At 71.1% G+C, this 26,794-nt stretch carries 23 protein-coding genes and 1 pseudogene; 7 read left to right on the top strand and 17 right to left on the bottom strand.

Annotation, left to right across the window (positions count from 1 at the left end; genetic code table 11):
- Positions 1-1,852, top strand: a pseudogene (locus AB0F56_RS25490) (AfsR family transcriptional regulator); the annotation flags it as partial.
- Between the two features lie 28 nt (positions 1,853-1,880).
- Here the strand turns inward: AB0F56_RS25490 and AB0F56_RS25485 are convergent.
- The 3 genes from AB0F56_RS25485 to panB form a co-directional block, all read right to left on the bottom strand.
- A complete protein-coding gene (locus tag AB0F56_RS25485; RefSeq protein ID WP_362013605.1) occupies positions 1,881-2,735 on the bottom strand; it encodes an ABC transporter permease in 855 nt (284 codons plus the stop codon).
- Entirely contained in the window at positions 2,732-3,724 is a 993-nt protein-coding gene (locus AB0F56_RS25480) for an ATP-binding cassette domain-containing protein (protein ID WP_362013604.1), read from the bottom strand. Before AB0F56_RS25480 ends, AB0F56_RS25485 begins: the two co-directional genes overlap by 4 nt.
- Positions 3,725-3,822: 98 nt before the next feature.
- Positions 3,823-4,686, bottom strand: coding sequence for a 3-methyl-2-oxobutanoate hydroxymethyltransferase (gene panB, locus AB0F56_RS25475; protein WP_362013602.1), 864 nt, complete (start codon positions 4,684-4,686; stop codon positions 3,823-3,825).
- A 311-nt stretch (positions 4,687-4,997) separates the two neighbouring features.
- Between panB and AB0F56_RS25470 the strand changes: the two genes are divergently transcribed.
- Positions 4,998-6,020 (top strand): endonuclease/exonuclease/phosphatase family protein, encoded by a 1,023-nt coding sequence (locus AB0F56_RS25470; RefSeq protein ID WP_362013600.1) that lies wholly within the window; start codon positions 4,998-5,000, stop codon positions 6,018-6,020.
- A gap of 147 nt (positions 6,021-6,167) precedes the next feature.
- Positions 6,168-7,424, top strand: a complete 1,257-nt coding sequence (locus AB0F56_RS25465; protein ID WP_362013598.1) for an MFS transporter — start codon at positions 6,168-6,170, stop codon at positions 7,422-7,424.
- Here AB0F56_RS25465 and AB0F56_RS25460 read toward each other — a convergent pair.
- A complete protein-coding gene (locus tag AB0F56_RS25460) occupies positions 7,390-9,156 on the bottom strand; it encodes an NAD+ synthase (protein ID WP_362013597.1) in 1,767 nt (588 codons plus the stop codon). The two genes, AB0F56_RS25465 and AB0F56_RS25460, sit on opposite strands and share 35 nt — an antisense overlap.
- 74 nt (positions 9,157-9,230) lie before the next feature.
- Positions 9,231-10,151, bottom strand: coding sequence for a DUF4190 domain-containing protein (locus tag AB0F56_RS25455; protein ID WP_362013595.1), 921 nt, complete (start codon positions 10,149-10,151; stop codon positions 9,231-9,233).
- 162 nt (positions 10,152-10,313) lie between these two features.
- Between AB0F56_RS25455 and AB0F56_RS25450 the strand changes: the two genes are divergently transcribed.
- The 3 genes from AB0F56_RS25450 to AB0F56_RS25440 are packed head-to-tail and all read left to right on the top strand — an operon-like array spanning position 10,314 to position 13,433.
- Positions 10,314-11,825, top strand: coding sequence for an APC family permease (locus AB0F56_RS25450; protein ID WP_362013593.1), 1,512 nt, complete (start codon positions 10,314-10,316; stop codon positions 11,823-11,825).
- 13 nt (positions 11,826-11,838) lie between these two features.
- On the top strand, positions 11,839-12,567 hold the full coding sequence (locus AB0F56_RS25445) for a DUF998 domain-containing protein (RefSeq protein ID WP_362013592.1): 729 nt from the start codon (positions 11,839-11,841) through the stop codon (positions 12,565-12,567).
- Positions 12,564-13,433, top strand: coding sequence for an alpha/beta hydrolase (locus AB0F56_RS25440; RefSeq protein WP_362013591.1), 870 nt, complete (start codon positions 12,564-12,566; stop codon positions 13,431-13,433). Before AB0F56_RS25445 ends, AB0F56_RS25440 begins: the two co-directional genes overlap by 4 nt.
- Here AB0F56_RS25440 and AB0F56_RS25435 read toward each other — a convergent pair.
- From AB0F56_RS25435 to AB0F56_RS25420, 4 genes are all read right to left on the bottom strand, one after another.
- Positions 13,418-13,837, bottom strand: a complete 420-nt coding sequence (locus tag AB0F56_RS25435; protein ID WP_362013590.1) for a CBS domain-containing protein — start codon at positions 13,835-13,837, stop codon at positions 13,418-13,420. The genes AB0F56_RS25440 and AB0F56_RS25435 overlap by 16 nt on opposite strands.
- Before the next feature lie 111 nt (positions 13,838-13,948).
- On the bottom strand, positions 13,949-14,587 hold the full coding sequence (locus AB0F56_RS25430) for a DUF305 domain-containing protein (protein WP_362013618.1): 639 nt from the start codon (positions 14,585-14,587) through the stop codon (positions 13,949-13,951).
- A gap of 2 nt (positions 14,588-14,589) precedes the next feature.
- A complete protein-coding gene (locus AB0F56_RS25425) occupies positions 14,590-15,243 on the bottom strand; it encodes a DUF3105 domain-containing protein (RefSeq protein WP_362013588.1) in 654 nt (217 codons plus the stop codon).
- A gap of 82 nt (positions 15,244-15,325) precedes the next feature.
- Positions 15,326-15,733 carry a hypothetical protein gene (locus AB0F56_RS25420; RefSeq protein WP_362013587.1) on the bottom strand — a complete coding sequence of 136 codons (408 nt, stop codon included), beginning with the start codon at positions 15,731-15,733 and terminating at the stop codon, positions 15,326-15,328.
- A gap of 225 nt (positions 15,734-15,958) precedes the next feature.
- On the opposite strand from AB0F56_RS25420, the gene AB0F56_RS25415 reads away from it, so the two are divergent.
- Entirely contained in the window at positions 15,959-17,320 is a 1,362-nt protein-coding gene (locus AB0F56_RS25415; RefSeq protein ID WP_362013585.1) for a glutamine synthetase family protein, read from the top strand.
- Between the two features lie 75 nt (positions 17,321-17,395).
- Here AB0F56_RS25415 and AB0F56_RS25410 read toward each other — a convergent pair whose 3' ends face one another.
- The 8 genes from AB0F56_RS25410 to AB0F56_RS25375 form a co-directional block, all read right to left on the bottom strand.
- On the bottom strand, positions 17,396-18,661 hold the full coding sequence (locus tag AB0F56_RS25410) for a site-specific integrase (RefSeq protein WP_362013583.1): 1,266 nt from the start codon (positions 18,659-18,661) through the stop codon (positions 17,396-17,398).
- A 76-nt stretch (positions 18,662-18,737) separates the two neighbouring features.
- Positions 18,738-18,962, bottom strand: coding sequence for a helix-turn-helix domain-containing protein (locus tag AB0F56_RS25405; protein ID WP_362013581.1), 225 nt, complete (start codon positions 18,960-18,962; stop codon positions 18,738-18,740).
- 297 nt (positions 18,963-19,259) lie between these two features.
- Positions 19,260-20,804: a YfjI family protein gene (locus tag AB0F56_RS25400; protein WP_362013579.1), complete on the bottom strand. Its 1,545-nt coding sequence runs from the start codon at positions 20,802-20,804 to the stop codon at positions 19,260-19,262.
- A 286-nt stretch (positions 20,805-21,090) separates the two neighbouring features.
- On the bottom strand, positions 21,091-21,996 hold the full coding sequence (locus tag AB0F56_RS25395; protein WP_362013577.1) for a bifunctional DNA primase/polymerase: 906 nt from the start codon (positions 21,994-21,996) through the stop codon (positions 21,091-21,093).
- 81 nt (positions 21,997-22,077) lie between these two features.
- Positions 22,078-22,575, bottom strand: a complete 498-nt coding sequence (locus AB0F56_RS25390) for a hypothetical protein (RefSeq protein WP_362013575.1) — start codon at positions 22,573-22,575, stop codon at positions 22,078-22,080.
- A gap of 220 nt (positions 22,576-22,795) precedes the next feature.
- Entirely contained in the window at positions 22,796-24,868 is a 2,073-nt protein-coding gene (locus tag AB0F56_RS25385) for a hypothetical protein (RefSeq protein ID WP_362013573.1), read from the bottom strand.
- Positions 24,869-24,870: 2 nt separating this feature from the next.
- Positions 24,871-26,442 carry a hypothetical protein gene (locus AB0F56_RS25380; protein ID WP_362013571.1) on the bottom strand — a complete coding sequence of 524 codons (1,572 nt, stop codon included), beginning with the start codon at positions 26,440-26,442 and terminating at the stop codon, positions 24,871-24,873.
- 94 nt (positions 26,443-26,536) lie between these two features.
- Positions 26,537-26,776, bottom strand: coding sequence for a hypothetical protein (locus tag AB0F56_RS25375; protein ID WP_362013569.1), 240 nt, complete (start codon positions 26,774-26,776; stop codon positions 26,537-26,539).
- Positions 26,777-26,794: the final 18 nt, after the last annotated feature.

Here is a 26,794-nt window from a genome sequence, read left to right as displayed (position 1 = left end):
CCGGCTCGACGACCGGTTCCGGTTGCTGACCTCGGGGGCGCGGACGGTTCTGCCGCGTCAGCAGACGTTGCGGGCGGTGGTCGACTGGTCGTGGGACCTGCTGTCCGAGCCCGAACGGGCGGTGCTGCGGCGGCTCTCGGTGTTCTCGGGCGGGTGTGACCTGGAGGCGGCGGAGGCGGTGTGTGTGCCGGGTTCCGGGGCGGACACCCTCGACGTTCTGGGTTCCCTTGTCGACAAGTCGCTGGTGGTCGCGGCGCCCGGTGACGACGGGGGCATGCGGTACCGGCTGTTGGAGACGGTCGCGGAGTACGCGGGGGAGCGGCTTGACGAGGCCGGGGACCGGGCGGAGGCCGAGCGCCGGCATCTGGTCCACTATCGCGAGCTCGCCCGGCACGCCGACCCCGCGCTCCGCGGCGACGGCCAGGTCCGGGCGATGGCCTGGTTCCGTACCGAGTACGAGAACCTGCGCACCGCCCTGCGCCGCGCCGTCGCCGCCCGGGACGAGCAGGAGGCGCTCCTGCTGGTCCACTGCCTCCTCTGGTACTGGCAGATGCGCGACCTGCGCGCCGACGCCCTGCACTGGTCCGAGGCCGCCGCCGCCCTCGGCCCCGACCCCTTCGAGCCGCCCAGCGCCCCCGTCGTTCCCCTCCACGAGCCGTGCACGGCCACGCCCCCGCCGCTGAGCGAGGAGCAGCTGTGGGAGGCCCGGCGCGGGGTGCGGCTGATCGGGCTCCTCAACATGGACCACATGACGGGCGACTGGACCAGGCCCGAGGGGATCGAACGGCTCAGGCGGATCACCGCCGTCTACCGGCCCGGACTCCCGCAGACCTGTCGACTGCCCGGCACCTTCGCCGTCTTCGCCGTCATCATCATCGGCGAGGCGGGCCGGATGCGGGAGCTGCTGGACGCCACCGTCGACGCCTGCCGCCGCTTCGGCTACGAGTGGGAGCTCGCCAACGCGCTCACGCTCCGCGCCAACATGCTGGCCAACCGCGTGGACTGGGCCGGCGACGCGTCCGACGACGCCGACGAGGGCCTGGAGATCTTCGTCCGCCTCGGCGACTCCTGGGGAGCGGCCGAGGCCCTCTCCGCGCGCGGGGAGGCCCGCGAGCGGCGGCTCCGCTTCGAGGGCGCGGCCGAGGACTTCGTCGCCGCGATGGGGTACGCCGAGCGGATCGGCGCCCAGTCCCAGATGGCGCTGTTGCGCGCCCGGTACGCCGACATGCTCTCGATGACCGGTCGCGCCGAGGAGGCGGAGGAGATCCTGCGCGAGGTCGTGGGCGCCGAGGAGAACCGCGGACACGAACCGACGCTGGCCGCCCGGCTGTTCCTGGCCATGCTGCTCGGCCGGACCGGGCGCACCGCCGAGGCCCGCGAGCACCTGACCGCGCTCCTGGACGACTTCAGCTCCGCGACGCTGTCGATCTTCGGCGGGTTCACCCTCGGCGGCCTCGGCTGGCTGGACAACCTCGACGGTCGGTACGCCTCCGGCCTCGCCTATGCCAAGGAGGCCCTCGAACGGTCCCTGGGCACCCTGTCGATGATCGTCGCCCCGCAGATGCCCGCCATCCACCTGGTCACCGCCGCCTGGGCCCTGGGCGGGCTCGGCGGCCCCGGCGCGGTGGTCGGCGCCCAGTTCCTCGGCGCGCACGAGGGCCTGCTCCCGGAGGCCCATCTCCTCACCCCGCCCGAGCACGACAACCTGGAGCGGGCCACCAAGCTGGTCCGCTCGGTCCTCGGCGACGAGGCCTTCGAGGCCGCTTACGCCGAGGGCGACGGCCTCTCCTTGGAGGAGGCCGCCGCCCTGCTCGAACGCGCCGACGCGATCCAGGGGCGCGTCGAGTCCTGATCCCCGTAGACCTGAATCCCTGTGCCGGTCAGGTCTTCTTGCGGAACTTGGCCACCGCGAGCGGCGCCGTGACGGCCGTGATCACCACGGCCCAGCCGAGCGTCATCCAGACCGAGTCGCCCACCGGTGTGCCGTTGATCATGGCGCGGGCGGCGTCGGCGAGGTTCGACAGCGGGTTGTAGTCCGTGAAGGTCTCCAGCCAGCCGGGCATCGACGAGGTCGGGGCGAAGATCGAGGAGCCGAACTGGAGCGGCATCAGGACGAGCATCGCCATGCCCTGGACGGCCTGGGCGGTCTTCATCGTCAGACCGAGCAGGATGAAGATCCACATCAGCGAGGCGCCGAAGACCATCGAGAGACCGATGGCACCGAAGAGGTCGAGGACCGAGGTCTTGATCTCCAGGCCGAGGATGAAGCCCATGCCGAGCAGGATCGCGGTGGCGATCAGCATCCGGCCGATCTCGACGACGATCTTCGCTATGAGGACCGAGGACCGGGCGATCGGCATCGTGCGGAACCGGTCCATCACCCCCTTCTTGAAGTCGTCGTTGACACCCGTGCCGACGGCCATGGCGATGTTCATGCCCATCATCGCCATCAGTCCGGGCACCACGTAGTTCACGTACGCGTCGTTGTTGCCCTTGCCGGAGATCGCGCCGCCGAAGACGTACACGAACAGCAGGACGAAGATGATCGGCATCAGGACCGCGTCGAACATCGACTCCGGGTCCTGCTTGATCTGCAGCGCGTTGCGCCGCACCAGGGCGCCGATGTGGCGGAGATTGGCCCGCAGGCCGATCCGGCCCTCGTCGACGGGCGTCCGCTGCACCGGGGAAGGGGCGTCGACGGGAGGCTTGGTGACCGTGGTCGTGGTCGTGCTCATGCGGCGACCTCCTCGGAAATCGTGTCGGAAGCGGACGACTTCTCGCCCGTGATGGCCAGGAACACCTCGTCCAGGCTGGGCAGGTGGGTGCCGATGTGCGCGATGCCGAAGCCGCGCGCGCCGAGCAGGCCCACGACGGCCGTCAGCTGCTCGTCGCTGAGGATCGGCACGTACAGCGCGTCCTCGTCGGGGACGATCGTCGAGCCGGCGATGCCGTCGAGACCGGACTCGCGCAGCGCGGCGGACATGGCGGGCAGCTCCGTCGGGTCCACGGGGCGGACCTTCAGGGTGCGGCCGCCGACCCGGGCCTTCAGCTCGTCGACCTTGCCGTTGGCGATGACCTTGCCCCGGTCGATGACCGTCAGCTCGCTCGCGAGCTGCTCGGCCTCCTCCATGTACTGGGTGGTGAGCAGGACGGTCACGCCGTCGGCGACCATGCTCTGCACCTCGTCCCAGACCTCGTTGCGGGTGCGCGGGTCGAGGCCGGTGGTGGGCTCGTCCAAGTACAGGACGGCCGGGCGGCCGATCATCGACGCCGCGAGGTCGAGCCGGCGGCGCATACCGCCGGAGTACTGCATGGCGGGCCGCTTGGCGGCCTCGGTGAGCGAGAACCGCTCCAGGAGCTCGTCGGCACGGCGCCGGGCGTCCGCGCGGGAGAGGTCGAGCAGCCGCCCGATCATGTACAGGTTCTCCCAGCCGGACAGCTTCTCGTCGACCGAGGCGTACTGGCCGGTCAGGCCTATGGTGCGGCGGAGCTGGCGGGGCTGCTTCACCACGTCGAACCCGGCGACCGTGGCGGTCCCGGAGTCCGGGACGATCAGGGTGGACAGGCAGCGGACGAGGGTGGTCTTGCCGGCGCCGTTCGGGCCGAGCACGCCGAGGACCGTGCCCTCCCGGACGTCGAGGTCGACCCCGTCGAGGGCCTTCGTCTCGCCGTAGTGCTTCACGAGGCCTCGTACCTCGACGGCGTTGTGTGTGGATCGCGTCATGGACCCCACTACATCAGGCACCACCGACAACGTACCGACAGACGACCGACAGCCCGCCGATGGGGGAAGTCGGCGGGCTGCGGTCCGTGCCACGGTGGCTAGTGGAAGGTGTGCTCCTCGGCGGGGAACGCCCCGCCGGTGACGTCCTCCGCGAAGGCCCTGGCGGCGTCGCCGAGGGTCGCGCGGAGGTTCGCGTACTGCTTGGTGAAGCGCGGCACCTTGCCGCCGGTGAGACCGGCCATGTCGGTCCAGACGAGGACCTGGGCGTCGGTGTCGGGTCCCGCGCCGATGCCGATGGTCGGGATGTGCAGGGAGCGGGTGACCTCGGCGGCCAGCTCGGCCGGGACGAGCTCCAGGACGACGGCGAAGGCGCCCGCGTCCTGCGCCGCCTTGGCGTCGCTCAGCAGCCGGTGCGCGGCCTCGTCGCTGCGGCCCTGCACGCGGTAGCCCATGGTGTTCACGGACTGCGGGGTCAGGCCCAGGTGGGACATGACCGGGATGCCGGCCTGGACCAGCAGCTCGGTCTGCGGCAGCGAACGCTCGCCGCCCTCCAGCTTGATCGCCCCGACGCCCGCGTCCTTGACGAGCCGGGTCGCGTTGCGCAGGGCCTGGACCGGCCCTTCCTGGTACGAGCCGAAGGGGAGGTCGCCGACGACGAGGGCGCGCTTGGTGCCCCGTACGACGGCGGCGGACAGAAGGGTCATCTCGTCCATCGTGACGGGCACGGTGGTGTCGTACCCGAGATGGCAGTTGCCCATGGAGTCGCCGACGAGCACGACGGGGATCCCGGCCTCGTCGAAGACGGACGCGGTCATCGCGTCGTAGGCGGTCAGCATGGGCCACTTCTCACCGCGGGCCTTGGCGGCGGCGATGTCGTGGACGGTGATACGTCGCGTGCCCTTGCCTCCGTACAGCGCCTTGCTGCTGTCGGGGGACTGCTTCTGGGCAGCCTGAAGCGTCATGGTGAACGGCTCCTTCGTCATCTCGAGGCGCCCTGACGGCGTCCCCGGACCACATCCATGGTGGCACTTCGCGCGGGGACGGGGGAAGTGGGGCGAGGTGGCGCTGTTCACACCGCCGACACGGAAGAATTTCGGGACGAACGTACGAATGTGCGCGTTCTGTCACAGCCACCCCACCGCACGGAGACCGCCGGAACCCGCCGCGCGGCCCCGTCGTCCCACGTGGCAGTACGACGGGCCCGGCATCACCTAGTGTCGACGTCGGGTCACGGGGCAAGGCAGCACGACGGCAAGGCAGTGAGGACTGAGTGATGGCGCGGGTGGACATGGCGGAGACCGAGAACGGCGGCGCCCGGAACGAGCGCTCCGGATCCCGGTTCCGAGCGGCGCTCGACCGTCTGCGCGGGGACCGGGGCATCTGGCGCCGCGGCATCCTGCTCGCCGTCTGCGCGGTCCTGCTCACCCTGCTCATGGTCTTCCACGCCGAGATCCCCAACCGGATCGGCAACCTGGGCAGCCTCACCGAGACCTTCCTGCCCTGGCTGGGCGTCCTCGTGCCGGTCCTGCTGGTCCTCGCCGTGCTGCGGCGCTCCGCGACCGCGCTGATCGCCCTGCTCCTGCCGGCCCTGGTCTGGCTGAACCTCTTCGGCGGCCTGATCACCGACAAGTCGGAGGCGGGCGGCGACCTCACCTTCGCCACCCACAACGTGAACGCCGACAACCCCGACCCCGAGGGCACCGCCCGGCAGATCGCCGGGTCCGGCGCGGACGTGGTGGCCCTGGAGGAGCTCAAGGGCGACATGGTCCCGGTCTACGAGAAGGGCCTGGCCGACACGTACAAGTACCACTCGGTGCAGGGCACGGTCGGCGTCTGGAGCAAGTACCCGCTGCACGGCGCGGCCCCCGTCGACATCGGCATGGGCTGGACCCGGGCGATGCGCGCCACCGTCTCCACCCCCAAGGCCGAGGTCGCGGTCTACGTCGCCCACCTCCCGTCCGTACGGGTCCGGATGGACGCGGGCTTCACCGCCAACCAGCGCGACAACAGCGCGAACCTGCTCGGCGAGGCGATCGCGGCCGAGTCGCACGAGCGGATCGTCCTGCTCGGCGACCTCAACGGCACGATGAACGACCGCGCGCTCAACGCCGTGACCGCGCAGATGCGCTCGACCCAGGGCGCCTCGGGCGACGGCTTCGGCTTCAGCTGGCCGGCCTCGTTCCCGATGGCGCGGATCGACCAGATCCTGGTGAAGGGCGTCGAGCCGGTGTCCTCGTGGGCGCTCCCGGCGACGAAGAGCGACCACCTGCCGATCGCGGCCCGCGTCACCCTCTGATCAGGGGCGCGCCGCTGTCACGGGCGCGCCGCCGTCACAGGCGCTCCGGCCCGAAACCTTCTCTTCACCGGGCCGAAGCCGAGGGGAACATTTCGCCTGAGAGTATTTGTTCAGTCGAAGAACTATTCGTCTGGAAAGGCTCTCCCCATGCCCCTGGCGCTGCTCGCGCTCGCCGTCTCCGCCTTCGGCATCGGCACCACCGAGTTCGTGATGATGGGCCTGCTGCCCAACGTCGCCGACGACCTCGGCACCTCCGTCCCCACCGCGGGACACCTCGTCTCGGCGTACGCGATAGGCGTCGTCGTCGGCGCCCCGCTGCTGACCGCCCTCGGCTCGCGCGTGCCGCGCAAGAAGATGCTGCTCCTGCTGATGGCGCTGTTCGTCGTCGGCAACCTGGCCTCCGCGCTCGCCCCCGGCTTCGGCTGGCTGGTCGCGGGCCGGGTGCTCGCCGGGCTGCCGCACGGCGCGTTCTTCGGCGTCGGGGCGGTCGTCGCCGCGCGCCTGGTGGTGGAGGGCCGGCAGGCGCGGGCGGTCGCCACGATGTTCCTCGGGCTCACGGTCGCCAACATCCTCGGCGTACCGGCGGCGACCCTGCTCGGCCAGCAACTCGGCTGGCGCTCCACCTTCCTCGTGGTCACCGTCATCGGCCTGCTGGCCATGGCCGCGCTCGCCCGGCTCGTGCCGGACGTCCCCGTCGACGAGCGGCAGAGCCTGGGCCGCGAGGTCCGTGCGCTCGGCAGGACGCAGGTGCTGCTCGGTCTGCTCACCGCCGTCTTCGGCTTCGCGGGCGTCTTCGCCGTCTACTCCTACCTCGCCTCGATGACCACCGAGGTGATGGGCTTCGGGGAGTCCTCCGTCACCCTGGTCCTCGCCCTCTTCGGCATAGGCATGACCGCCGGCGCCCTCGCCGCGGGCCCGCTCACCGACCGGGCGCTGCGCCCGACCCTCTACGGCTCCCTCGGCGCCCTGGCGCTCGTCCTGGTCGCCTTCCGCTTCACGATCCACGTGCCGTGGCTGGCCCTGGTGACGGTCGTCGTCCTCGGCGCCGTCGGCTTCATGACCACGACCCCGCTCCAGATGCTGGTCATGAACAAGGCCAAGGACGCCCCGACCCTGGCCTCCGCCTCCAACCACTCCGCCTTCAACCTGGCCAACGCGGGCGGCGCCTGGGCGGGCGGCGCGGCCGTCGCCACCGGCTGGGGCTGGACCTCCCCGACCCTGGTCGGCGCGGGCCTGGCGGTGGTCGGCCTGGCGATCGCCGTGGTGGCGGGCCTGCTGGACCGTACGCGTACGAGTGCGGGTACGACGGAGGGCGCCTCCCGCGTCGTCGCGGGAAGCGCCCCGGTCGCCGAGGAGCCGACGCACGCCGTCAGTGGCTCGGGGACTCCCGCCAGCGGTTCGTGATCGGGAGGCGGCGGTCCTTGCCGAAGCCCTTCGCCGAGATCTTGGTGCCCGGCGGGTACTGGCGCCGCTTGTACTCCGCCGTGTCCACCATCCGCAGCGTCCGCGTCACCAGCTCCTCGTCGAAGCCGGCCGCGACGATGGCGTCCCGGCCCTGGTCGCGGTCGACGTACAGGGCCAGGACCGCGTCCAGGACGTCGTAGTCCGGCAGCGAGTCCGTGTCGACCTGGTCCGGGCGCAGCTCGGCGCTCGGCGGCTTGGTGATCGAGCTCTCCGGGATCGGCGGGGTCATGCCGCGCTCCTCGGCCGCCCGGTTGCGCCAGCGCGCGAGCCGGAACACGGTCGACTTGTAGACGTCCTTGATGGGCCCGTACGCGCCCACCGAGTCGCCGTACAGCGTTGAATACCCCACCGCAAGCTCGGACTTGTTGCCCGGAGCGAGGACGAGATGGCCCTCCTGGTTGGAGATCGCCATCAGCATCGTGCCGCGCAGCCGGGACTGGAGGTTCTCCTCCGCGAGGCCCGTGAGACCGAGCGCGCCCATGTACGCGTCGAACATCGGCTCGATCGACACCGTACGGAAGTTGAGGCCGGTGCGCCGGGCCAGGTCGGCGGCGTCGCCGCGCGAGTGGTCCGAGGAGTACTTCGAGGGCATCGAGACGCCGTACACGTTCCGCGCGCCGACCGCGTCGCAGGCGATCGAGGCGACCAGCGCCGAGTCGATGCCGCCCGACAGGCCGATGAGCACCGAACGGAAGCCGTTCTTGGCGATGTACGCGCGCAGGCCCACGACCAGCGCCGAGTACACCTCCTCGTCGTCGTCGAGCCGGTCCGCGTAACCGCCCGTCAACTCCGGCTCGTACGCGGGCAGCGGGTCCTCGGAGAGGACCACCCGGTCGATCCGCAGCCCGTCGTCCACGACGCCCGTCGGCGCGTCGGAGAGGGGCGCGGCGGCCGGCAGGTCGAGGTCCACGATCACCGTGCCCTCGGAGAACTGCGGGGCGCGGGCCACGACCTCGCCGTGCGCGTCGACCACGATCGAGTCGCCGTCGAAGACCAGCTCGTCCTGACCGCCGATCATCGCGACGTACGCGGTGGTGCAGCCGGCCTCCTGGGCGCGCTTGCGGACCAGTTCGAGCCGGGTGTCGTCCTTCTCCCGCTCGTACGGCGAGGCGTTGATCGAGACGAGCAGCCCGGCACCGGCGCTGCGGGCGGCCGGCACCCGGCCGCCGTCCTGCCACAGGTCCTCGCAGATCGCGAGGGCAACGTCGACGCCGTGGACCCGGACGACGGGCATGGTGTCGCCCTGGACGAAGTAGCGGAACTCGTCGAAGACCCCGTAGTTGGGCAGGTGGTGCTTGGCGAACCGGAGCACCACCTCGCCCCGGTGCAGCACGGCTGCCGCGTTCTCCGGGGAACCGGCGGGCCGGCCGAGCCGGGGCTCGGCGCGGTCCGAACGGTCGAGGTAGCCGACGATCACGGGCAGCTCCCCGAGACCCTCGGCGTCGAGGCGCCGGGCGAGCGCCCGCAGGGCGGCCCGGGACGCCTCGACGAAGGACGAGCGCAGCGCGAGGTCCTCGACGGGGTAGCCGGTCAGGACCATCTCGGGGAACGCGGCCAGATGCGCGCCCTGCTCGGCGCAGTGCCGGGTCCAGCGGACGACCGCCTCGGTGTTGGCGGTGAGATCGCCGACGGTCGAGTCGATCTGATTCAGAGCGAGGCGTAGTTGAGGCACCCGCCCAGTGTAATCGTCAGACCGACGCTATGTCCTGCGTACGCCGACGCCAGGTCCTGCGTACGCCGACGTGACTACTTCGTCGGGCCGGTCCAGATCGCCTCGTCGTGCTCGAGGATCGTCGGGGCCAGCTCGATCTGCATCTCGCCGGCCGCGGCGGCGGGGAGCGAGAAGGCGAAGTCGCCCTTGGCCTGCTTGCCGGGGAGCACGTTGCCCCGGAACATCGTCGTCGCGTCGCTGCCGTCGAAGATCGCGTCGGCCTGCGCGCCCTCCGCGTCGCTGGCGTCCACCAGGGCGCCGGTGACGTCGAGGGTCTCCTTGCTGCCGTTGACGATCGTGACGGTCACCTGGAAGGCCTTGTTGCCCTTGGTGTGTCCGGCGGCGAACTGGTCGGGCTGGTACGCGCGCGGCTTGGAGACGGTCACCTTGATGCCGTCCTCGTACGTGAAGGTCTGACCGAACTTCAGCGCGGCGGGGGCGGTCTCGGTCGGCTCCGGCTCGGGCTCGCTCGTCGCGCCGGGCGTGGTGGGGGCCGAGGAGGCCTTGTCCTGCTTGGCGATCTCCTCGTCGATGTCGTTCTTGACGTCGTTCACCGCCACGACCACGACGAGCAGCCACGCGATCGAGGCGACGATCGCGACCGCGCCGAGGATGATCCCGGAGAGGGCCATGCCCTTGTTCGTGGCCTCGCCCCGACGGGCCTTGCCGTGGCCGATGATGCCGAAGATCAGGGCCATGATGCCCAGGATCGCGCCGAGCCAGAACGTGAACGGGAAGACCCCGAAGAGCAGACCGACGAGGCCCAGGACCAGGGCGGTCACCCCGAGCCCGTTCTTCGGCTCCTGGTACGGGGGCGGCATCCCCGGTATGCCGGTCGGGGGCATGCCGTACGGGGGCAGGCCCGGCAGCGTCGCACCGGCCGGAGGCGGGCCGGGCGGCGTCGAGGACGGAGGACCCCAGGGGTTCTTCTCGGGGTTCTGGTGGGGCGTGGTCATGCGGGCGTCCTCCGGGGATCGCTGAGATTGCAGGAGCCTGACGTTAGGCCAGCTGATTATGGAGGAGCGAGGGATTTTGTGATCGACCGGTGTCCGTGAAGGTGTCCTGAAGACGCTCGCCGTCGACATGCGGGGCCGCCGGGTCCCGTTGATCATGAGCCCATGACGACCACTGACGACCCCGCGGAGTCGGAGCGGAACGCCGCCGAAGTCATCGAGGCGGTCCCTCAGGACGACGGCACGAAACGCCAGGGGGCCCGGGGGCGTCCCCCGGGAATGAACAGCATCTCCTGGGTCACCCTCGCGCTGATGACCACGGCGTCCGTCGCCTCCCTGCGGCCCTCCCCGGCCATGGCCATCTACGGACTCGCCGCGATCTTCCTCTATCTCCTCCCCGCCGTCGTGTTCCTCCTCCCGACCGCCCTCGTCGGCGCCGAACTCGCCTCCGGCTGGACGGGCGGCATCTACCGCTGGGTCAGCGAGGCCCTCGGCAAGCCGCTCGGCTTCCTCGCCGTCTGGTGCCAGTTCGCCATGACGATCGCGTACTACCCGAGCCTGCTCGCGTACGTCGCCTCCACCTTCGCGTACGTCATCGACCCCTCCCTCGCCGAGAACGGCCTCTACGTCGCGATCGTCATCATCGTCGTCTACTGGACCGGCGTCTGGATCTCCTCGCGCGGTACGAAGACGGTCGCCGGGCTCTCCTCCTTCGGCCTGGTCATCGGCACGCTGATCCCGGGCGTCCTGCTCGTCGTCCTCGGCATCGTCTTCCTCGGCCAGGGCAACCCCTCCGCGCAGCCCATGAGCCCCGACCACTGGCTGCCGCCGTGGACGGGCCTCGCCAGCCTCGTCCTCATCGTCAACAACTTCCTGTCCTACGCGGGCATGGAGATGAACGGCGTCCACGTCTCCTCGCTGAAGCACCCCAAGCGCGAGTACCCGAAGTCGATGTTCCTGGCGACCGGCCTCGTCCTGTTGATCTTCATCCTTCCGGCCCTGGCCATCGCCTGGGTCATGCCGTCGAAGGAACTCAGCCTCACCGCCGGTCTCATGCAGGCGTTCCAGGCCTTCTTCGACCACTTCCACATCGGCTGGATGACCAAGGTCGTCGGCATCATGCTCGTCATGGCCGCCCTCGGCGGCATGCTCACCTGGCTCGCCGGACCCGCCAAGGGCCTCGTCCTGCTCTCCCGTCAGGAGGGGTATCTGCCGCCCGCGCTCCAGCGGTTCAACCGGTACGGCACCCCGCAGAACATCATGATCGCCCAGGGTGTGATCACCACCCTCATCGGCGTCCTCTACGCCTTCAGCGACGACGTCTCCAGCGCGTACTGGATGTTCTCCGTCATCACCGTGCAGATCTATCTCATCGCGTACCTGCTGATGTTCGTCGCCGTCGTCAAGCTGCGGAAGACCCAGCCGGAGGTCGAGCGCGGCTTCCGCGTGCCCGCCGTGGCGTGGGTGGCCGGGATCGGCTTCGTCGCCTCCGTGGTGGCGCTCGTCATCGGCTTCGTACCGCCCGACCAGTTCGGCAACCAGCCGCTCTGGCGCTATCTGCTGATCGTCGGCGGCGGGCTGCTGTTCCTGGGCCTCGCGATCCCGGCGGCGCTCCTGAAGTACCGCAAGCCCAGCTGGGTCCACCCCGACCACCGGGACACCGCCGTGCCCGAATAGCATCCGTACCACTATGTCCTTGCCCCGGCCCGCCTCGTCCGGGCCCGCCCCGGCCCGGCCCGACGGTGCCGCGCGAGCCACCGCCGTCCTGCTCGTCCTCGGCGCGCTCACCTACAGCGCGTGGATTCTCGAAGCCGTCGTCCGGACCGGGCTCGACCCGGTCCGGTCGTACGTCTCCGAGCTCATGGCCACCGACCAGCCGCACGGCGACTTCTTCCGCGCGAGCGACCTCACCTCCGGCCTCCTGATCCTCGCGGCGGCGCTGACGGCGCTGTGGAGCGGCCGACGGGCCCGCCCCGGCAGGCTCGTGCGCGCCGGCTGGGTCGCCCTCGCGCTGTTCGGGGCCGCCACCGTCGCCGACTCGCGGCTGCCGCTCAGCTGCACGCCCACCGCCGACCCGGCCTGCGCGGCCCGGGAGGACGCAGGCCTTGTCCCGTTCACCCATGCGGCCCACGCGGTCAGCTCCAGCCTCGCCATGGCGGCGGCCATCGCCGGCATGCTCCTGCTGACCTACGCCGCCCGCCGCCACGGCGTGTGGCGGCCGCTGGCCCGGTTCGGCCCCGCCCTCGTCGCCGTCGAACTGGCCGCCACCGTCTGGACGCTGGCCGCCGTCGCCGCCTTCGAGGCGGGCCACGACACCTGGGCGCTCGGGGCCGGACAGCGGCTCCAGGTCCTCCTCGTCGCGGTCTGGCTCGTCGTCCTCGCCGTCTCCGTGGCCAGGGAGCGAGGGGAGCGACCGTGAGCGAGTTCGTACGGGTCGGGGGAGTGGCCCACCACGTCGTCGTCGAGGGCACCGGACCCGTCTGCGTGCTCAGCGCCGGCCTCGGGATGAGCTGGTTCGACTGGGACCCGGTCGTCCCGCTGCTCGCCCCGCACCGCACGGTCGTCCGCTTCGACCGCCCCGGCCACGGCCTCTCCGCCCCCGCCGCCGTCCCGCCCTCGGCCACCGGCGAGGCCCACCGCATCGCCGGCCTCCTCGACGCGCTGCCCCTGCCCGCGGGGCCTGTCACCGTCGTCGGGCACTCCATCGCCGGGTTCCACGCGGAGGCCTTCGCCCGGCTGCACCCGGCCCGCACCGCCGGGCTCGTCCTCGTCGACGCGTCCGTCGAGGAGCAGGCCCGTACGCCCGCCGCCCCCGCCCTGCGCACCGCCGCCGCCCGCGGCCTCGGCACCCTGATTTCGGCCGCCGGAGCCCCGGCCGCCCTCGGCCCGGCCGTCCGCCGCGCCACCGTACGGCTCTCCCGGGCGTCGGGCGGCGACCCGGCGCCCACCGACCTCGTACGCCGCTGCTACCGCACCTCACGCGTGCTGCGGGGCACGCTCCTGGAGAACGCCCACTACCGCGCGGTCGCCGCCGAACTCCTCGCGCTGCGCGAGGAGCGGCCGCTGCCGCCCGGCGTCCCCGTCACCGTCCTCGCGGCCCCCGACGGCTCCGCCCGCTGGGCCCGCCGCCAACGCGAGCTGGCCCAACGGCTCGACGCCCGCTACGAGGCGGTCGAGCCGTCGGGCCACCTGATGATGCTGGACCGCCCGGACGTGGTCGCCGGGGCGGTACTGCACCCCGGCGGAACCCCCGTCCTGGGACTCGGGCCTCAGGAAGCGGCGTAGACGCTCTCGCAGAACGCCTTGATCTGTTCGTCCGTCAGATGCTGGGCCAGATCGGCCTCGCTGATCATGCCGACGAGCTTCTTGTTCTCGATGACGGGGAGGCGGCGGATCTGATGACTCTGCATCTCCTCCAGGACCGCGCCCACGTCCGAGCCGGCGTCGATCCAGCGGGGGGTGCCGTTGGCCATCTCGCCACAGGTGACCTTCGCCGGGTCGTGACCCATGGCCACACAGCCGACCACGATGTCGCGGTCCGTGATGATGCCGCACAGCCGCTCGTTCTCGTCGGCGATCGGCAGGGCGCCCACGTTGAGGTCGCGCATCAGCTGGGCCGCGCGGTCGAGCGTTTCGTGCCGGGGAATCCACTGGGCCCCGGGGTGCATGATGTCCTTCGCCGTGGTCATGGGGTGCGTACCTCCGTAGTCACGTCGTCGTACGTCCCCGAGCGTCAACCATTGTCCGCGTACGCGACGGCCCCCGCGACCGCTGGGGTCACGGGGGCCGGGGTGCGGGGCTCAGCCGCGAGGCTTGGCTCCACGCTGCTCCAGCAGCATGGTCATCAGCCCGATCTCGGACTCCTGGGCCTCGACCATGCCCTGCGCGAGGTTCTTCTCGACCTCCACGGAGCACTTGTCCACACAGCCCTGGGCCATGTGCACACCACCCTTGTGGTGGTCGATCATCAGCTGGAGGTAGAGGATCTCCGCCTCCTTGCCGCTCGCCTTCCGCAGGCGGTCCAGCTCGGTGTCGGTCGCCATCCCCGGCATCAGCGCCCCGTCGAGGGGACCGGTGTCACCGTGCCCGCCCATGCCCATCCAGGCCATCGGCTCGGTGCCCGACTCGACCTTCGGCAGCCCCCACATGTCCAGCCAGCCCAGCATCATGCCGCGCTGGTTGGCCTGCGTGTTGGCGATGTCGTACGCGAGCCGGCGCACGTCCGCGTCCTCGGTCCGGTCCCGGACGATGAACGACATCTCGACGGCCTGCTGGTGGTGGACGGACATGTCACGGGCGAAGCCCGCGTCCGCCGACACCGAGGCGGGGGAGGCCGCAGCCGCGCCCTCGTCCTCTCCGGAGGCGACCGTGACGGCACCCCCGGCGAAGAGCAGCGCGAGGACGACGGCGGCGATCGAGGCCCCGTGCGTACGGGTCAGCTTCACTGGGTGGCTCCGACACCACCGGTGCAGGCCGCGCCCGGCTCGGGGGTCTGCGGGCCCTGCACGTACTTGGTGAAGAAGGCGTCGACCCGCGGGTCGCTCGCGCTGTCCACGGTCACCTGCTTGCCCCAGGCGCTCAGCATGATCGCGCCGGCCTGGTCGTCGATCGGGCTCATCAGCGTGTACGGGGTCTTGCCGACCTTCTCGGCCAGCTTCTTCACCTCGGCCTCGGGGGCCTTCTTGCTGTACGTGACCCAGACCGCGCCGTGCTCCAGCGAGTGGACGGCGTTCACGTCGGCGATCTGCGTCGTGTAGACGTCGCCGTCGCAGTTCTGCCAGACCTGGTCGTGGTCACCGCCGACCGGCGGCTTCATCTCGTAGGAGACCGGGGTGGTCACGTGGTTGCGACCGAGCTTCTTGGCGTCCCAGGACTTCTCGTCCTTGATGGGCGCCTTGGCGGCGGCCTCCTGCTTCTCCTTCTTCTCGGACTGCTGGTTGAGCACGTAGCCGCCGAAGCCGACGAGGCTCAGGACGACCACGGCGGAGACGCCGATGGTGATGAAGCGGTTGCGGCGCTCGCGGGCCTGCTCGGCGCGGCGCATCTCCTCTATTCGGGCGCGGCGGTCGGCGTTGGCGGAGCGGTTGGCGGCCATGGTGGTCGTCCTTCTCGGATGTGGGGTGGCGTCAGGCGTCGGGCGTGAGCCGTGGGCGGGGCAAGGGGTGGTGGCCCGCCGGCTACGTCCGCAGGACTTGAAGGACGTGCAGGTCCGGCGCGCGCGGCTGCGCGGCCGAGCGGGGTGCCCGGGCGGTGTCGTACGCCGCCACGGGGCCCGGGAGCCGGCCCTCCGCCTGCGGCGGGGGGTCGAGCGGCGGCGCGGTGAGCACCGCCGGGCTGAGCGAGGGGAAGAGGGAGCAGCCGTCGCGGTCATAAGGACAGACGTACTCGCTGAAGACGGGGACGACGGGCGCGGCGCCGGTGGCTCCCGCGACCCGGTCCGCGGAGGTGTCGCGCCCGTGGTGCGCGGAACCGGACTCTCCGCTCCCCAGACAGACGAAGAGCGCGGCGAGGAGCGTCGCCACGGCACTCGCCAGTGCCATGGGACGCGCGCGCCGGGACCGGCGTACGGACAGAGGTCCCCCCATGGCCGGAGATCGTAGTGGCCGGAGGGCCTGGAGGGGACACTCGGGGGCAACCGCGGAGCGAACAGACGCCCGGATCCGGCCTGTCTTCCGTTACCTGAGTCACACGCGAGCGGGCACTATGGGTGTGCAACGTGCGCGAAACCATGTGGTGGGATGCTCAGGTGCCCTCCGATGTGCCCGAGGCGGTGGGAACAGGCGGCCTGACCAGCAAAGATGGGTGTGGAAATGGACAAGCAGCAGGAATTCGTGCTCCGGACGCTCGAAGAGCGCGACATCCGGTTCGTGCGGCTGTGGTTCACCGACGTCCTCGGCTTCCTGAAGTCGGTGGCCGTGGCGCCCGCCGAGCTTGAGCAGGCGTTCGACGAGGGCATCGGCTTCGACGGCTCCGCCATCGAGGGCTTCGCCCGCGTATACGAATCCGACATGATCGCGAAGCCGGACCCGGGCACCTTCCAGATCCTGCCCTGGCGCGCCGAGGCCCCGGGCACGGCCCGGATGTTCTGCGACATCCTGATGCCGGACGGCTCGCCGTCCTTCGCGGACCCGCGCTTCGTCCTCAAGCGCATTCTGGCCAAGACCTCGGACCTGGGCTTCACGTTCTACACCCATCCGGAGATCGAGTTCTTCCTCCTGAAGGACAAGCCGCTGGACGGCTCGAAGCCGACCCCCGCCGACAACTCCGGGTACTTCGACCACACGCCGCAGAACGTGGGCATGGACTTCCGGCGCCAGGCCATCACGATGCTGGAGTCGATGGGCATCTCGGTGGAGTTCTCCCACCACGAGGGCGCGCCGGGCCAGCAGGAGATCGACCTCCGCTACGCGGACGCGCTGTCGACGGCGGACAACATCATGACGTTCCGCCTGGTGATGAAGCAGGTGGCGCTGGAGCAGGGCGTCCAGGCGACCTTCATGCCGAAGCCCTTCTCGGAGTACCCGGGCTCGGGCATGCACACCCACCTCTCGCTCTTCGAGGGCGACCGGAACGCGTTCTACGAGTCGGGCGCGGAGTACCAGCTCTCCAAGGTGGGACGTTCCTTCATCGCGGGCCTGCTGAAGCACGCGGCGGAGATCTCGGCCGTCACCAACCAGTGGGTCAACTCCTACAAGCGCATCTGGGGCGGCTCCTCCCGCGCGGCCGGCGCGGGCGGCGAGGCCCCCTCGTACATCTGCTGGGGCCACAACAACCGCTCGGCCCTGATCCGCGTCCCGATGTACAAGCCGGGCAAGACGGGCTCGTCGCGGGTGGAGGTCCGCTCGATCGACTCGGGCGCCAACCCCTACCTGACCTACGCGGTCCTCCTGGCGGCGGGCCTCAAGGGCATCGAGGAGGGCTACGAACTCCCGGCCGGCGCCGACGACGACGTCTGGGCCCTCTCGGACGCGGAACGCCGCGCGATGGGCATCGAACCCCTCCCGCAGAACCTGGGCGAGGCGATCCACCTCATGGAACGCAGCGAACTGGTGGCGGAGACCCTGGGCGAGCACGTCTTCGACTTCTTCCTGCGCAACAAGAAGCAGGAGTGGGAGGAGTACCGCTCCGAGGTCACGGCCTTCGAGCTGCGGAAGAGCCTGCCGGTGCTGTAGGCGCAGGTCAGCGGGGGCGTCTCCCCGAAACGACGATCAGGGCCGGCGGCACTCAGCCGCTGGCCCTGAGTCGTCTCACTCGCCCTGGGCCGTCTGTGGGCCGTCTGGCGTCGAACCGGGGGTCCAGTACATGTCGTCCACGGCCCGGCGGGTGCGTCCCTCGCTGCTCGGCATGAGGTGCGTGTAGACCCGGAGCGTGAAGCCGGGGTCGCTGTGCCCGAGGTACGTACTCAGCGCCTTGATGTTCTCGCCGGCGTCCAGGAGGACCGAGGCGTAGAAGTGCCTCAGCGCGTGCATCCCGTGTTCGCGGGCGGCCTGGTGGCGTTCGCCCTCCTCGGGCTCCGGGATGACGCCGGCCTGGACGAGGGCGAACTTCCACACCCTCGTGTTGAAGTCGGTCCGCCGTACGGCCCCGCCGCCCGTGAGCGAGAAGAACAGCCGCTTCGTGATGAGCGGCCCGTCCGGCTTCAGCCACGGCAGGGAGACGTCGACGGGCGGGAATTCCTCGGCGTGCTCGCGGAGGACCCGGGCGACCTGGCGGGGGAGCGGGACGTCACGCTCTTTCCCGCGCTTCGGCGGGCCGAAGACGAGATGGCCGTTGACCACCTTCACCTGGTTGGCCACGTGAAGCCAACCGTCGTCGTACCTGACGTGTTCCTCGGCCAGACCGAAGATTTCCCCCTGACGGAGCCCGCACCCGCCGCCTACGTCGACCATTGTCCGGTAGCGCTTCGGGAGAGCGGACCGCACCGCGAACAGCCGCTCCGGGGTCCACGGCCTCACCCGGGGCGATACCGGCGCTGGCGGGCGGACCGAGCGGGACTTGCACGGATTCTTGGCGAGCAGCTCGTCGTCGACGGCTGCCGCGAGCACGGCCGACACGCTCGCGAAAATGACGCGTCGGTACGAGGACACAGGCAGCGCCGTCTCCAGCTCCTTCAGCCAGTCCCGGATGTGCTCGGGCCGGAACGAGTCGAGCGGCCGCGTTCCGATGTACGGGAACGCGTGGCGCCGAAGCTGCACGTTCACCGCCGTCCGCGTGGTCGGGTCCGTCGTCTGGGACGCGAGCCACCTCTCGCCGTACTCCCGGAACGTGGTCCGGCCCGCGGCGGGGTCGACGTACTGGCCCCGGGACATGTCGGCCTCGATGCTGGAGAGCCACTTGGCGGCGAGGCGCTTCTGCTTGTCGGGGAAGCTTTTGGACTTCTCGGTGCCGTCGGGGCCGATGTAGCGGGCGCGGTACCGGAGCCCGAGCCCGTGGCGGTCGGTCTTGACCTGTCGGGGCTTTCCGTCGGTGCCGGTCTCGGGCTTGTACCAGCGGTCTTGGATGTGGCCGGCCATTGTGGCTGCGGTCCTTTCGGGTACGGGAAGGCCCGTGGCGCTCCGGTGGGGAGCACCACGGGCCGAGGTGGGTGGATCAGGCGGCGGCGTCGAGGTCGCTCTGCTGGGTGACCCAGGCTTGGACGGCAGCGGGGTCGTAGCGGACGTGACGGCCGACGCGGAATCCGGGCGGGCCAGTGCGCTGCTTGCGCCAGTGGTACACGGTCTCGATGGGGATGGAGAACATTGCGGCGATGTCTTCCGGGGTGAGGTACCGGTCGGGGAGTTCGGTGACCGTCGGGGGCATCTTGGCGGTTGCCATTGGGATCCTTCAGCTCGGTCTGGGGTGACAGAACCCCGGGGTGTGCTGACAGAACTGACAGAACCGCGCCGTACGGCTTCTGAGCTGCGGGTTTGGCGGCATCGACTGTCGTGACAAAACCTCGAAGAACTCTGACAGAACCTCCGGGCGGGGTTCTGTCACAGCGGGCCGCTGGACGGTGCCGAGGTTCTGTCAGAGTTTCCGGGAGTTTTGTCAGCGCTCCGGGAGTGCCTGTTTCCGCAGGTCAGGTTCCGTGCTGGGAGGTTCTGTCAGTTCTGTCAGTGGGTTGGGGGGTTTTCAGGCGCCGGGGGTGGCGCGGGGGTGGGTCTCGTAGCGGGGGGAGGGCGGTCGGCCGCCGCGTCCGGTGCGGGGCGGCGGGGGCTGCTGGCGGACCCAGCCGTGTTCCTCCAGGAGGCTCAGGGCGGGGTCGAGGTCGCGCATGGCGGGGAACTCGCCCCGGGGCATGGCGCGGAAGAGGTCGCGTTTGGTGAAGGCGGTGGTGCGGGTCTCGCGCAGGTGGGTCAGCACGGTATGCGCGGCTGCCAGTGCGGGGTCGGCGCCCATGGCGTCGAAGACGTCGAGGGCGTGGGCGGTGAAGTAGTCCCCGAGGCGGGTGGCGGCGGCCATGGTCTCGGCGCCGATGGGCCGATCCCAGGCGTCCTCGGGGTGGGCGGCGAGGTGGAGGAGTCCAGCCATGCGGGCGACGGCGCCGTCGCGCTTGCTGGCCCAGTTGATGATGGTGGCGAGGGATCCGCCCTTGCCGAGCCGGGACTCGGTGACGCGCTGGTAGGCGAGCAGGACCGCGTCCGCCTCGGGCGCCAGGGTGAGAGTGGCGGTCTCCGTCCAGGCCGCGAGGGTCAGGGCGAGGCGGCCGAGGTTCTGGGCGTAGGTGGCTGCGGTGTCCGGGGAGAGCAGCTGCGGGGTGAGGTTGCGGCGGCCGACGAGGGATTCGGGCTTGGAGTAGAGGAACCGGGCGAGCAGGCCGCGTCCGTCGGCGCCCTTGATCTGGCCGATGGCGTCGAGGACGGCCGGCTGCACGGCCAGGCCCATGGTGATGGCGGGGTTCTCGATGTACTGGGCGTCTCTGGCCTGGCGGTTGACGCGGGCCATGTCCCCGGCGTGGCCCTTGAGGAAGATGCCCATGTTCGGGGTGCCGCCGGAGTAGCGGCCCGCGATGATCTCGAAGATCTCGCCCTCGGGCGACAGGATCGAGATCCGTCCGTCCTGCTGGGCGAGGAGCGTGGTCAGGCTCTCGGCGGTGATGTCGTCGGCGATGAGCTGCGGCTCGACCGGGACCACGGCCCGCTCCGCGGCATCCGACAGGGACACGGCCGAGGCGGTCAGATCAGCGACCTTGTCCGGCTCGGCGTTGGCGGCCAACTTCTCGGCCCGCTCGGCAGCCGCCTTCGCGATCCGCGCGGCAGCCGCGGCCTCGGCCCGCTGCGGCGCCGTCAGCTCGATGAGCGCCTGCTCGGCGGCGAGCAGGGGCTTGGTCATGAGCCCGAACACAGCGCTCTTGCGGTTGCCGGGCGGGAGGGCGACGGCGGTGTAGAGGTTGACCGGTTCGCTCCACTGGCCGCGCACGTTGACGGTGAGGCGTCCGCCGGCGGCGGTGCCGATGACGGCCAGCGCGAGGCATCCGGCGAGGTCGACGGGGGTCTGCGTCTCCTCGGCGACCTCGGCCGTCATGGCGCCGAGCCAGTCAGGCAGTGCGTCGATGGGGAAGGCGGGGAGCGGGCCGCGCGGGTTGATGGGTACCGGCTCGTCCCAGACGGGCCCGGCGACGTCCTCGGCGGACATCTCCTCGAACCCTGCCCACAGTTCGGGGTCGTGTGTGGTCATGCGGCGGTCCTCCCTTCCTGCAGGAGCGGGCACAGGTCCCGGTGGGCGGTGTGGTCGGCGATGAGGGCGAGTACCTGGGGCCGTCCGACGGCGCTGCGGTTGCGTCCGCATTCGCATGTCGAGGTGGCGGTGGGGATGGCGTAGCGGCTCGGCGGCGCGGTGATGTGGAGCATCCCGACGATGCGGGGGCCAGACGTCGGGTGCGGGTCAGGGCTCGAAAGGACGCCTTCGGCGACGCCCTTTAGGGCGCCTACGGCCTTCAGTCGCTGGGGCTGTTGGGCGGCGCTCATGCCGTGGCTCCCAGGGCGCTGTGGAAGCCGTTGGCGACGGCTCGCTGCGCGTAGGGGGCTGGGACGCCGACTGAGACGGCGGCGTCCGCGATCTGCTGGCCCAAGAGGCCGAGGCCGCATGGTCCGGGGCAGGCGTTGTGCTGATTGGCGAGGAACCGGGCGACCCCGTACGCGGCTGTCCCGGCACCGCTGTCGGGGTGGGCCTTGATACGCGCGAGACCGCGCTGCAGGCCGGTCTGGACGTAGGTACCGGTGTGGCGGCAGCCGGTGGCGACGCTGCGGTCCCACGTGCCGCGGGTGGGAGACGAAGAGTCCACCCCCTGGCGGGGCGGGGTGGTCTCTTCCCTCGCCACCAACGCGAGGATGATCGGCGGCAGCGGCGCCATGCTGCCGGTGCCGGTGCCGATCCAGCGGGCGTAGGCCATCAGGGACTTGATGTCCACGCCAGGCCGTACGTGGTTGGCTGAGCGCATCGCGCCCCTGTAGATCCAGTGCTCTCCACGCGTGGTCGGCACGGTACGGGTCGGGGGAAGGGATTCGCGGGCCCACGCGACCGCGTCGGCGTCGTCGAGGTCGACCACGGTCAAACCGGCGCCGCCGGGGTGGTAAGCGACCGTCTCAGCGTGCTGCCACGTGGCCGCCCAAGCCGTGGAGGACAGGACGGCGGTGTCGGTTGTGGCGGCGGCCCAGCCGTGGCAGACCAGCGGGCAGGTGCAGGGGCCGGGCGTCTTCATATTCGGTCGGCCGCCGCACGCGTTGCTTGTGCAGGAAGGGCAGTTGCCGAATGGCACCTTCCCTGCCCGGAGCGGCAGCACCGGCACTCCAGCCGCCGCCAGGAACAGCGCAGTGCCGAGGTGTAACGGCCGCTCGCCGTCTCGCCGGATGGGCGTCGGATGAGTCATGCTGGATGTCTCCAGTTCTTTGATCGGTGCTGGATGAGGGCGGCCCCGGACTTTGGCGAGACGGGGGCCGCTCTCGGCGTTTCAGCGGTGGTTGATGGTGCCGTTGGCGCGGCCGAACAGGCCGGTCGCGGTGAAGTTCTGCGTGATGTGCGTGGACCCCTCCCGCCCCGTGCCAGTGGCCCGGCGGGCTCCCTTGATGAGGAGGGGGACGGCGATGACGGCGGCGACGATGAGTGCGGCGGCGGACCAGAGGGCTTGGCTCATGGCGATGAGTCCCGGGGCTGCGTAGGAGAGTCCGATGCCGGCGGCTGCGATCCCGCCGCCGACGGTGGGGGCGAGCAGGGCAGTGGTCTTGGCCCACGCGGGCACCGGCTGAGCGACCGGGCCAGCGGCCGGGGGCGGGGCGGTGGGGTGGGTGTAGGCGAGGGTGCGGACGCCGTTGGGGAGGGTGACCCAGTCGACGCCGGGCGGGATCTCCTGGGGAAGGATCACCGGCTGCTGAACGACGGTGGGCCGCAGGATCGGGTCGCCGTACGGGGTGGTGGGGGTGGTGCTCTGGAGAGTGGGTCCATAGGGCATTGCAGCCTCCGGGACGAGGTACGGGCGGCCCCGTGATGGAGGGGCCGCCCGCTGAGGGTGGTTGCTCGGGTGAGGGATCTACTGCCTACTGGCTACTGCCCAGTGCCTACTGCCTACTGCCCAAAGCCCTGTTGAGACGCCCTGTGTGGGCAGTAGAGGGCCGTTCTCTGCCTACTGCCTCGTGGGCGGTAGGCAGTAGGCAGTAGCGGTGTGCGGCCGTTCAGGCGTGGTCGGGGTGGACGTAGACGGAGTGCGGACCCCGGTCGCGGTAGAGGAGTTCGCCGCGCTCGGCGGCGGCCTTGAGGGCCTTGCGGACCGACTCCCGCCCCCGGCCCACCATGTCCGCGACGGCCGCGGGCTTCATGCCCTCCGGCCCGGCCTCGCGGATCGCCGAGACCGCCGAAGCCAGCCAGTCCGGGCCGGTGCCCGCATCGTTGCGGAGTGCCGAGAGATTCAGCCCGGCCGGCCGCTCGCCCTCCGGCTCGGCGTCCGGCTCGGGCGTGGTGGCGAACTGGGCGTCGATCTGCTCGCGGAACGCCCGAGCCAGCGCGTCAGCCTCCGACTCGACCGCAGGCTGCTGCTGCTCGGACCTGAGGGCGGACAGGTCCAGGCCTGTCCGGGCAGCGGGAGCCGGCTCGCTGTCCGCAGAGGTGTGGATGTGGTCGCGCATCCACGCGGTGCGGGCGTGGTCCCAGCGCCGCGCGTAGTCGGGGCCCGCAGCCTTGGCCGAGATGGCGTCCAGGACGGGGTGCCGGTCGGACGTGGCGGCGACGATCTCGGCGATCTGGTTCGGGAGAATCCGCCACGACTTGAACAGGGCGGCCGGTGATTCAGGGGTGCCCATGAATCCGGAGCCCTTGTAGGGGGCCTGGTCCACGCGCAGCCCACGGGAGCCGGGGAACTGCTTGCCCAGATCCATGCCCTCCTTCTCACCGCCCGTGAGAGCGACGCGGACCTTCGCTTCACGGCGGATCATGATGTTCCCGAGGACGGCGCCGGTGGCGCCGAGGGCGGTCAGGACTGTCCGCAGGCCCATCGCGCGGGCGATCCGGATCACTTCCAGGATCTTCGCGGCGAGTTGCTTCATCTGGCGGTCGGTGCTGACCAGGATCTCGGCGCCCTCGTCGATCACGATCTCGATCTGCGGGATCTGAGCGGAGACGGGCAGCAGATCGGTGTTCGCCTTGGACATCAGGTCCTGGTAGGCCATCTTGCGGTGCTTGGCGATGCGGACGGCCGCGTCGAGCATGAGTATGGCCTCGTCGAAGTCCGCCGCGAGCCAGTCGACACCCGGCCTCATCGCCTCGCCCCCGGTTCCGTCTCCGGTGAGGGCGGGGCGGACCCAGGGCAGGCCGGCCGATCCGGCGTTGAGGTCGATCACCCAGGTCAGGACGTCGGTGGTGCGGGCGAATCCGGCGAGGATTGTGTGGACCATGTTCGTCTTGCCCGAACCGGTCGGCCCGACCACCAGCGCGCACTGCTCACGCAGGTAGACGCTGACCTCGTCCGCGTTCGTCCGCAGCCCCCACGGAATCCCCGTGAGCAGGGACAGCGGGCCGTAGTCGGTGGGGTACGTGATCTCCTCGGCGAGGACGTTCACGGTGGTCACGTCGATCAGGACGCGGCCCTGGTCGATGCCCTGCGACGCGGTGGCGGTGCAGCCGTGCGGCAGACGGGCATCGGCAGAGAGCTGCGCGGAGTGCTGGGCGATCCGGTCGTAGGTCGTACCGCCGGGCGGCAGTTCGGCATCGATCGTGAACCCGGTCCCAGTCGGCCACTGCTCCACGGCCAGGACCCGCACGGTGATGCCGCAGACCCGCTGGATCCGGTCCACCCACTCGGCCGCGATCGCGCGCCGTTCGGCGGACAGTTCGCGGGCGACCTGCCGTTCGGCCTGTGCGATCGCTTCCAGCTCCCGGGCCTCTTCGTAGAGGAGGGTGGAGCGGGCGGCGGCGCCGAGACCGACGCCGAGGGTGGCGAGGGAGCCGAGGGCGGCCCAGGTCAGGGGGCCGGTGGTGATGGCCCAGGTGGTCCATCCGGCGCCGACCAGCCACGCCGCGGCGCGCATGGAGACGGTGCGGGCGGAGAGGCGGTCTTTCAGGCTGGTGATGGTGTGGCCGATGGCGCCGGCGGCGCCGACGGCGAGGGCCCAGCCGGGCGGCATTCCGGTGGCGGCGCCGGTGGTGGCGATGGCGAGGGCTCCGGTGGTGGCGGACAGGGCGCCGGTCACGGGTCCGTGACCGGCGGTCCAGTCCCACACCGGCCCCGTGGTGGTGGCGGTGTTGTTGGCCATGGTCAGACGTTCCATCCCTTCTCGGCCTCGGTTCCGTTGCGCGGGTCCTCGTGGCGGGCGATGTCCTGCTCATGCGCGGTGCGGAACAGCGGCCCCATGTCCTCCGCGACCGCGACTGCCGACATGAGGGCGCCGTAGATGTCGCTGAAGCCGTCCGCGACTTCCTTCTCCAGCGGGAATTCGGAGTCGGACCGCTCGGCGAGGATCTTCATCACGTTCGCCACGCTGGTCAGCGCGGCGGGCAGCCCTTCGACCATGGCGAGGATCTCCATGGCGTCCTCGGGCTCGTAGCTGTTGGCCGCGGCTTCCATCTCCGCGGCGTACTCCTCGAACCGGAAACCCGACACGATCTCTCCCTCGGTGGTGTCACTGCTGGTGGGTGCTGCGGGAACCAGGCCGGCGGGACGCTCCGCCGTGTCCCTGACCTGCTCGGATCCCTCGTCGGCGGCCTCGGCGTCGATGGCGGCCTCGTCGTCCTGTAGCGCGGCCCGGATCTCCTCATCCCGCCCTGCGCGCTGCTCGGCGGCAGTACGCATGAGGCGGGCGTAGAGGCGCCGTCCGGGGTGGATCAGCCACGGCAGACGGAGCTTCCGCCCGATCGGCGACGTCACGAATCCGACGATGCCCAGCGCCCCGGCGAGCAGCGCTGCCAGGAGGCGGCGCCGCTGGAACCGGGCCGCCGACCTACGCAGAGCCTTCCGGGCTTCCTTCCGGGCCGGGGCCTTGCGAACCTGGTCACGCTGGCCGTCGACCTGCCCGGCCGCCCGCCGGTCCCGCGCCGCGCGGGCCCGCTCTATCGCCGCCCCACGGGCCTTGCCGATGCGACCCGCGGCCTTGCCCACGGCCCGGCCCAGCGGCCCCTTCTTCGCCAGGGACGCGGACCGCTGGTCGGCCTTGGCCTGACGGCGGGCGTCCGCCACCGAACGGCGCGCGCCCTTGGTGTCATTGCGGCGAGCGGCCCGGGACGGCGAGGTCTGCCGGGCGGCATCCCGCAGCGCCTTGACCTGCCCCGCGCGACCCGCAGGCTTGCGAGCCGTGGACGAACCGGCATGGGATGCACCGGTCTTGGGCGTCTTGCGACTGCTGCTGTTCAGCCCGGCGGGCTTCTTCCCGGTCGGGGAAGAGGCGGTGCTCCGGGATCCGGTACCGCGACCAGCGGTCTTGGTGGCGCCGGAGTTCCCGTTACGGGTCTGCGTCGGCACACGCCCGGCGCGCCGGCCGGTGGACGCTGCTCCAGCCTTGGTGCCCTTGTGTGCCGCACGGCCGTTCGTGGCCTTGGAGTTGGGCTTGGTCTTGCGGTCGTGGCGGTGGCGAGTGGCCGCAGCAGCGGTGCCGAGCACGACCGCACTGGTAGCGGCGACGGCGAGCGCGGCCGGACCCCCGACCAGCGCGGCGGCGGCCAGGAGGGAGGCGGTGGTGTTCGTGCTGGTGATCGCGAGCGGGACGACCGGCCACCCGCCGGGAGTGTGCTCCACGACGGCGGCCTGGGAGGTCTTCGGTTCGGGAGTCGGGGTCGGTGTGGTGTCCGGAGGGGCGTCGGTGCCTGCTACCGGAGCGAGGGTGGTGTCCGTCATGCTGGTGTGCACTCCTTCGCGGAGAACAGCAGGGCCCGCACGCGATGCTTCCTACGGCGCGGCGTGCGGGCTCTGCTGGGCGAGGTGTTGCAGGTCAGAGCTGGTTCGGCTCCAGGGAGAAGAAGACGACGTTGGCCCTGGCGAACTCGGGGCTGGACTCGCTGATGTGCTCCCGCAGCATCACGAAAACGTCCTGCCGGGTGTCACCGGAACCCGGGGTGACCGTGCCCTGCCAGCTACCGGCAATCCGGCCGGGCAGGTCGAGCGTGAGCACGTAGTGGTGCGTGCCCTGCTGCTCGGCCTCGGTGTTGCTCTGCTCGGTGGTGCTGCTCATGCTCGGTTTCTCCTGTCA

Source organism: Streptomyces sp. NPDC026092, from assembly GCF_040638605.1.
In the GTDB taxonomy this organism is placed as follows: domain Bacteria; phylum Actinomycetota; class Actinomycetes; order Streptomycetales; family Streptomycetaceae; genus Streptomyces.
The sequence above is the reverse complement of the archived record's forward strand: the minus strand, read 5'-3'. Positions and strand labels throughout refer to the sequence as shown.